Source organism: Desulfosarcina sp. (assembly GCF_055467485.1).
Map to the genome: position 1 here is coordinate 1 of NZ_JBUOIV010000116.1, position 6349 is coordinate 6349.

Genomic DNA, 6349 nt, shown 5'->3' on the forward strand with positions numbered 1-6349 from the left:
CAAGGTGCTGATTAATGAATTGAAACGATTATAAAGAATACCGTTCGGTGCGGACGGTCTTCTGCCACAGGCCTTAAATGAATAGTCTGACAACGAAGTTGATGAAAACCACCGCCGCCAGACCGATGAGGGAATATTTGATTCTGGTTTTGTGATCCGCCAGACTGCCGTCCCGCGGATCATCGTCTGAAAAAAGGAAAGGTATGAATTTCAGCGGCTTTACAGGATAAAAAAAGAAGTCCTTCTGCGGTATTCCAAAGGGCCTCTCATAACAGAGCTCTTGCCATACAACGGTATGATATTTTTTCAAATATTCAAAAAAATCAATGATGAGATAAATCGTCAGGAACCCGCAGCCGCCGATCAGCAACAACAAGACAAAAGAAATGAAATGCTCCATAGCACCAAAGCCTCCCGATCAGCGACCACCGGCAGAGCTGGGGGTATGAGGATAGCCCCTGGAAGGTGTCGCAACCAGTCACTACCATTGGTCGCTGATGTATTTAATCTATATCGGCTGCAATTTACCGATACCAGAAGATCGTCTGTCCCGCGGTATTATCAGACCATCTTTCGGAAGTGCACGCTTCCGATCCTCATGCTTGTCTAGCTCTTTTCCAGATCCTTCATTGCCAAGGGCTCCAGAAGGAATTAACCCGCCGGACCGACCGGTGTGCTCTCTGTATTCTCTGACGATTTCGCAAAGTATAAAAGCCAGAAAGCTTTTTAGCTCCAGGCATAAGCCAACGGCGCCGTCTCGGTTGAAGGCACCGATATTTGGCAATGCCGTATCGGTGGAACCTTTTCAGGCCTCATTCCGCCCGCGCTGGGTGGATTATGAATGGTGAGGCGAATTTTCGGCCGGTTAATTTATCGGCAGCTCAACTGAAAGCTTTAGCAAAAATAGCGTCGAGAGGCGAATTTTCGGACTAACGCAGGCGAAAAATCGAGCGGAGGTCTGCGGGAACGTCCCCGCAGACCTATTTCTCCAGGGCTGTGAAACCGGAGCGAGCCACCTCGATTATTTTGTCGCTGCCGAGCGCCATCAGAAAATCATCGATTATTTTCGATGTTCCGGCCAGCTGGACAATAAACACTTCGTGGTTCTGATGGTCGAGCATCTCGATCCGGTATTGATTCAGCAACTGCTCCATGCGCTCGGCGTCCGATTCGAATTTTATGATGGCCACCTCGCGCCAGAAGCTCTGGTCGATATCCAGCTCCTTGGCCGAGATGACTTCGGTCACTTTTTCAATCTGGCGCACGACCTGGGCCATCTTGTCGTCGCTGTCTTCATAAAGGGTCAGGGTCATGCGGCTGATGCTGGGCTCAGGGGTGGTGCAGACCGTGATGGTTTCGACATTGTACATTTTGCGGCGAACCAGCATCGAGATCTTGTTGAGAACCCCGGGACGATTCTGCATAAAAGCCAGGATGGCCCGCCGCTTCATCTGATTTTTAGTTGTCATGGATTCCTTCCGTAATCTTCAATCTTCAATTCCCGTCCCTTTTCATCGAGACGATCATATCGGCGATACCGCCGCCGGCGGGCACCATGGGCAGCACGATCTCACTGGGGTCGCACAAAAATTCCACCATGTAAGGGCCCTTGGACCCCGCTGCGGTCTCCAGGGCGGCGGTGATTTGCTCCGGCTTGGTCACGCATTGATAAGGAATTTTGTAGGCACCGGCAATCGCGCCGAAATCAGGGTTTTTCATGGGTGTTCCGGCAAAGCGGCCGTCGTAGAACATGGTTTGCCACTGTCGGACCATCCCCAGATACCCGTTGTTGAAGAGCAGGATCTTGATGTCGATCTGGTGCTCCATAATCGCACCCAGTTCCTGAATGTTCATCTGGAAACCGCCGTCGCCGCTGATGGACCACACCCGCTCAGCAGGCCGGGCCAGTTTCACGCCGACGGCCATCGGCAGGGCGCAGCCCATGGTGCCGGCACCGCCGGAATTAAACCAGCTGTTGGTGGTCTGAAAATTGTAAAACCGGGCCAGTATCATCTGGTGCTGTCCGACGTCGGAAACAATCAAATCCCGGCCGCCGGTCAGCTCGGAAAGCCGGCTGACGATGGTCTTCATCAGCAGCTGTCCTTCCTTGCCGATCCCTTTCTCGATATCCCTGCTTATTTCATCCGCGATTTCGGCACGATAATCGGCAATTTTTTCAAACCACAGCCTTCTGGGTTTGGCGATCAGCTCCGGATCCTTGGCCAGCAGGGCCAACGCCTGATTGACATCGGCGTTGACGGCAACCGATGTTTTGACATTTTTATCGATTTCCGAGGGATCGATTTCAACGTGGATGACGTCCGCATCGACGCCGAACGTCGCCAGGTTGCCCGTCACCCGGTCGTCGAACCTCATGCCAAAAGCGATAATCAGGTCGCAGTTCAGCAGGGCCCGGTTCGCTTCGACGGTGCCGTGCATCCCCACCATGCCGACGCTCAGGGGATGGTCAACCGGCAGGGCGGAGAGACCATGCAGGGTAAAGGCGATGGGTATGTGGGCTTTTTCCGCAAACTTGGCCAGGTTGGGCCCCGCATTGCTGTTGATGACCCCATGGCCGCACAGAATGATCGGCCGCTCGCTGCGGTTGATCAGTCCCACTGCTTTGCGCAGAAGTTCACGGTTCGGCACCGGTGAGTAGAAAAATCCCGGCAGGTTCGGCTCGTAGCCCCGGGGCTCGAATTTGTAGTCGGGGCCGGTATCGTCATTCTGGATGTCTTTGGGGATGTCGACGACCACCGGGCCGCCGCGGCCGGTGCCGGCAACATACATGGCCTCATGAATGGTCTCCTCGACGGCGTTGACGGAAAGCGGCATGTAGGTTTGCTTGGTCAGCGGCATCATCACGCCCACCACATCGCTTTCCTGGAAGGCATCCGTGGCGATAACGCCCGACGGGACCTGGCCGGTGATGGCCAGCACCGGAACCGAATCCATCATGGCGTCGGCAATGCCGGTGACGAGGTTCATGGCTCCGGGGCCCGATGTCGCCATGCAGACGCCGATCTGGGGATCGGCAGTGGTAATCGAGGCCCGCGAGATCCCCTGGGCCATGAAGACCGCGCCCTGTTCGTGGCGCGACATGATAAAGGTGAATACCTTCTGCTTTTCCATTTCATCGAAAATCGGCATGATGGCCCCTCCGGTATAGCCGAAAATATATTTAACGCCTTTATCCAGCAGCGCTTTCAAGGCCAATTCTTTACCTTTCATTTTTTACTTCTTCCTTTCTTTTGAAGACCTCGGCTTGGATGCAAATACGGAACGGTTTCAGCGGGGTTGATGCATACAGGGTAATATAACCCCTTTTTTTCTACTTTCTACCCCAAATTATCTTAGCGGCACATATTTTTGGCAGCCGCTGCACCGGCGACTTGACGCGGACTGTTCTTTTTGCCATATTACGGGGCAACTGAAATTATTGAAACAATCATCATCGCCCCAAGGGGCGGTAAAGTAAACACCGGTCCGCCGCGGGAGGCTCAAATCGCCCGGCGGACCATACCATCCCGCCTGCGCGGTTACCCGCCCTGCAGCCAGCGGGAAGATTGAAGGGCAGCAATCATGGGAAAAACACTGTTTGAAAAAATCTGGCAATCTCACGTGGTGCGCAAAATGCCCGACGGATCGGCGCTGCTGTACATCGACCGCCACCTGGTGCATGAAGTCACCAGTCCCCAGGCCTTTGAGGGCATGCGGCTTGCCGGGCGAAAAATCCGCCGCCCTGAGTTGACGTTTTCCACCATGGATCACAATGTCTCCACCACCGAAGATCGAATGGAGATCAAGGATCCCATATCGAAGGCCCAGGTGGAGGCCCTGCGCAAAAACTGCAAAGAGTTTGATGTCAACCTCTACGACCTGGGCCACGATCACCAGGGCATCGTGCACATCATCGGACCGGAAATGGGGATGACTCTGCCGGGTTTGACCATCGTCTGCGGCGACTCCCACACGTCGACCCACGGGGCTTTCGGCGCGTTGGCATTCGGCATCGGCACTTCCGAGGTCGAGCACGTGCTGGTCACCCAAACCCTGGTGCAGCGCAAACCGCAGACTTACCGGGTGGAGTTCAGCGGGCGGCTGGCGCCGCATATTTTCTCCAAAGACATGGTGCTCAAAATGATCGGCACCATGGGCACCGCCGGCGGTGCCGGACATGTGCTGGAATACTGCGGCGAGGCTGTGCGCAGTCTTTCCATGGAGGCCCGTATGACGATCTGCAACATGAGCATCGAGGCCGGTGCGCGGGCCGGAATGATCGCTCCGGATGAAACGACGTTTCAATACATCACCGCAAAGCAGCGACCCTTCGCACCCAAGGGACGGGACCTGGAGCGGGCCCTGGCCTTCTGGCAAAGCCTGCCCAGCGATGAGGACGCCGAGTTCAACCGCTCGCTGGTGATCGATGCCGGCAGCATCAAGCCCCAGGTTACCTGGGGAACCAACCCCGGCATGGTGATCGATATCGATCAACCGGTTCCTGGTCCGGACTCAGCCGGCGGCTACAGCCGTTCAGACGTGGAAAATGCGCTGGAATACATGGGGCTGACCCCCGGCACCCGGCTGACCGACGTTCCCCTGGATGTCGTTTTCATCGGCAGCTGCACCAACTCGCGGATTGAAGACCTGCGTCTGGCGGCCGATATTTTTAAAGGGCGCAAAAAAGCCGATCACGTACAAGTCCTGGTGGTGCCCGGTTCGCAGCAGGTCCGCCTGCAGGCCGAGGCCGAAGGATTGCACGACGTCTTCAAGGCCGCCGGCGCCGAATGGCGCTATGCCGGGTGCAGCATGTGCCTGGGAATGAACCCCGATCAGCTGCGTCCCCAGCAGCGTTGTGCATCAACCTCCAATCGTAATTTTGAGGGCCGGCAGGGAAGAGGCGGCCGAACGCATTTGGTCAGCCCGGAGATGGCCGCCGCCGCTGCGGTCGCAGGCAAATTCGTCGATATTCGCACGTGGAGGTAACCCGATGAAAGCATTTAAAAAGCACACCGGCATGTTAGCCACCCTGAACCGGTCCAATGTGGATACGGATGCCATCATACCCAAGCAGTTTTTGAAATCAATCAGCCGCACGGGATACGGCCCGAGCGCTTTTTTCGACTGGCGCTATCTGGCGGACGGCAGCCCCAACCCGGACTTCGAACTCAACCATCCCCGTTTCAAAGGCCGCTCCATCCTGGTGGCCCGCAACAACTTCGGCTGCGGTTCCAGCCGGGAGCATGCCGTCTGGGCCCTTGTCCAGGACGGTTACGAGGTGATTATCGCGCCCTGGAAAGAAATCAACGGCGAACGGGTCAACGCCTTTGCGGATATTTTCAGGACCAACGCCACCAAAAACGGTCTGCTGGTCGTCGAACTTTCCGAAGACGAGGTGAATTCCATCTTCGAGCAGGTCGAAACCAGCCAGGGGCTGCAGGCTACGGTCGACCTGGTAGAACAGCGGGTTGAGCTGCATGCTGCCGAAAAGCGCGTCTTTAAGTTCACCATTGAACCCGGCGACAAGGATCAGCTGCTCGGCGGTTTGGATGATATAGACCTGACGCTCAAGTTTGAAGCCGATATCACGCAATTTGAGAAAACCCACGATCCGTATATTGGATAAAGAATCCGAGCCAAGCGGGCCTGCCTTTGGTTTACCCCCTGTATGAACTCGGGAATTAAACCAAAGATCTGAGAAGTCAATATTGGGTTAATCCATGAATCCGGCGAGCCATTTCCTGATAAGCTGGACGGTCGCCAACACGGCCGAACTTCCGCGCCGGGACAGGGCTCTCGTAACGCTGGCCGGGGTCGCTCCGGATTTAGACGGGCTGGGGATCGTGGCCGAGGTGTTGACCGAACATACGACAACCCCGCTGATCTGGTACAGCAAGTATCACCATGTGCTGGGACACAATCTGGCCATGGGCGTGATCCTGGCGGCGGCCACCTATTTGCTGAGCATAAAGCGCCGGTTGTCGGCGCTGCTAGTCCTCCTGGTATTTCACCTCCACCTGCTCGGCGATATCGTGGGTTCAAAGGGTCCGGACGGCTATCAGTGGCCGATCCCTTATCTTTTCCCATTCTCGGCCGATTGGAATCTGACCTGGCAGGGACAGTGGGAACTGAACGCCTGGCCCAATATTCTGTTGACCCTGCTGCTTTGCGCCATCACCCTGTATCTGGCCTGGCAGCGCGGATGTTCGCCGCTGGAGATGATATCGCTTAAAGCCGATGCGGCCCTGGTCGGCGCCCTGCGCAAAAGATTCGGAGACCCGTCCAGCGGGAAAAGACCCCAGTTGAGTTAGACCCGGTCGAGCGCTGACCGTCAATGGTTATTGGTTTA

The 6349-nt window shown here is 55.9% G+C and carries 6 protein-coding genes; 3 read left to right on the forward strand and 3 right to left on the reverse strand.

Going from position 1 to position 6349, the window contains the following annotated elements; genetic code table 11:
- Nucleotides 1-73 precede the first annotated feature (73 nt).
- The 3 genes from ACZCED_RS24540 to ilvB form a co-directional block, all read right to left on the reverse strand.
- Nucleotides 74-400 carry a hypothetical protein gene (locus ACZCED_RS24540; RefSeq protein ID WP_464862065.1) on the reverse strand — a complete coding sequence of 109 codons (327 nt, stop codon included), beginning with the start codon at nucleotides 398-400 and terminating at the stop codon, nucleotides 74-76.
- 580 nt (nucleotides 401-980) lie between these two features.
- The gene (gene ilvN, locus ACZCED_RS24545; RefSeq protein WP_464862066.1) at nucleotides 981-1469 is read right to left on the reverse strand and encodes an acetolactate synthase small subunit; all 489 of its coding nucleotides are present in this window, start codon (nucleotides 1467-1469) and stop codon (nucleotides 981-983) included.
- A 25-nt stretch (nucleotides 1470-1494) separates the two neighbouring features.
- Nucleotides 1495-3231 (reverse strand): biosynthetic-type acetolactate synthase large subunit, encoded by a 1737-nt coding sequence (gene ilvB, locus ACZCED_RS24550; RefSeq protein WP_464862067.1) that lies wholly within the window; start codon nucleotides 3229-3231, stop codon nucleotides 1495-1497.
- A 351-nt stretch (nucleotides 3232-3582) separates the two neighbouring features.
- On the opposite strand from ilvB, the gene leuC reads away from it, so the two are divergent.
- The 3 genes from leuC to ACZCED_RS24565 all read left to right on the forward strand — a co-directional run bounded on the left by leuC (nucleotide 3583) and on the right by ACZCED_RS24565 (nucleotide 6311).
- The gene (gene leuC, locus ACZCED_RS24555) at nucleotides 3583-4986 is read left to right on the forward strand and encodes a 3-isopropylmalate dehydratase large subunit (RefSeq protein WP_464862068.1); all 1404 of its coding nucleotides are present in this window, start codon (nucleotides 3583-3585) and stop codon (nucleotides 4984-4986) included.
- 4 nt (nucleotides 4987-4990) lie between these two features.
- A complete protein-coding gene (leuD, locus tag ACZCED_RS24560; RefSeq protein ID WP_464862069.1) occupies nucleotides 4991-5626 on the forward strand; it encodes a 3-isopropylmalate dehydratase small subunit in 636 nt (211 codons plus the stop codon).
- Between the two features lie 94 nt (nucleotides 5627-5720).
- Nucleotides 5721-6311 (forward strand): metal-dependent hydrolase, encoded by a 591-nt coding sequence (locus ACZCED_RS24565; RefSeq protein WP_464862070.1) that lies wholly within the window; start codon nucleotides 5721-5723, stop codon nucleotides 6309-6311.
- Nucleotides 6312-6349 lie beyond the last annotated feature (38 nt).

What these genes read in the sequence shown, in the direction of transcription:
- ilvN (WP_464862066.1), bottom strand. Translation starts at nt 1,469, where the DNA reads ATGACAACTAAAAATCAGATGAAGCGGCGGGCCATCCTGGCTTTTATG.
- leuD (WP_464862069.1), top strand. Translation starts at nt 4,991, where the DNA reads ATGAAAGCATTTAAAAAGCACACCGGCATGTTAGCCACCCTGAACCGG.
- ACZCED_RS24565 (WP_464862070.1), top strand. Translation starts at nt 5,721, where the DNA reads ATGAATCCGGCGAGCCATTTCCTGATAAGCTGGACGGTCGCCAACACG.
- ilvB (WP_464862067.1), bottom strand. Translation starts at nt 3,231, where the DNA reads ATGAAAGGTAAAGAATTGGCCTTGAAAGCGCTGCTGGATAAAGGCGTT.
- leuC (WP_464862068.1), top strand. Translation starts at nt 3,583, where the DNA reads ATGGGAAAAACACTGTTTGAAAAAATCTGGCAATCTCACGTGGTGCGC.
- ACZCED_RS24540 (WP_464862065.1), bottom strand. Translation starts at nt 400, where the DNA reads ATGGAGCATTTCATTTCTTTTGTCTTGTTGTTGCTGATCGGCGGCTGC.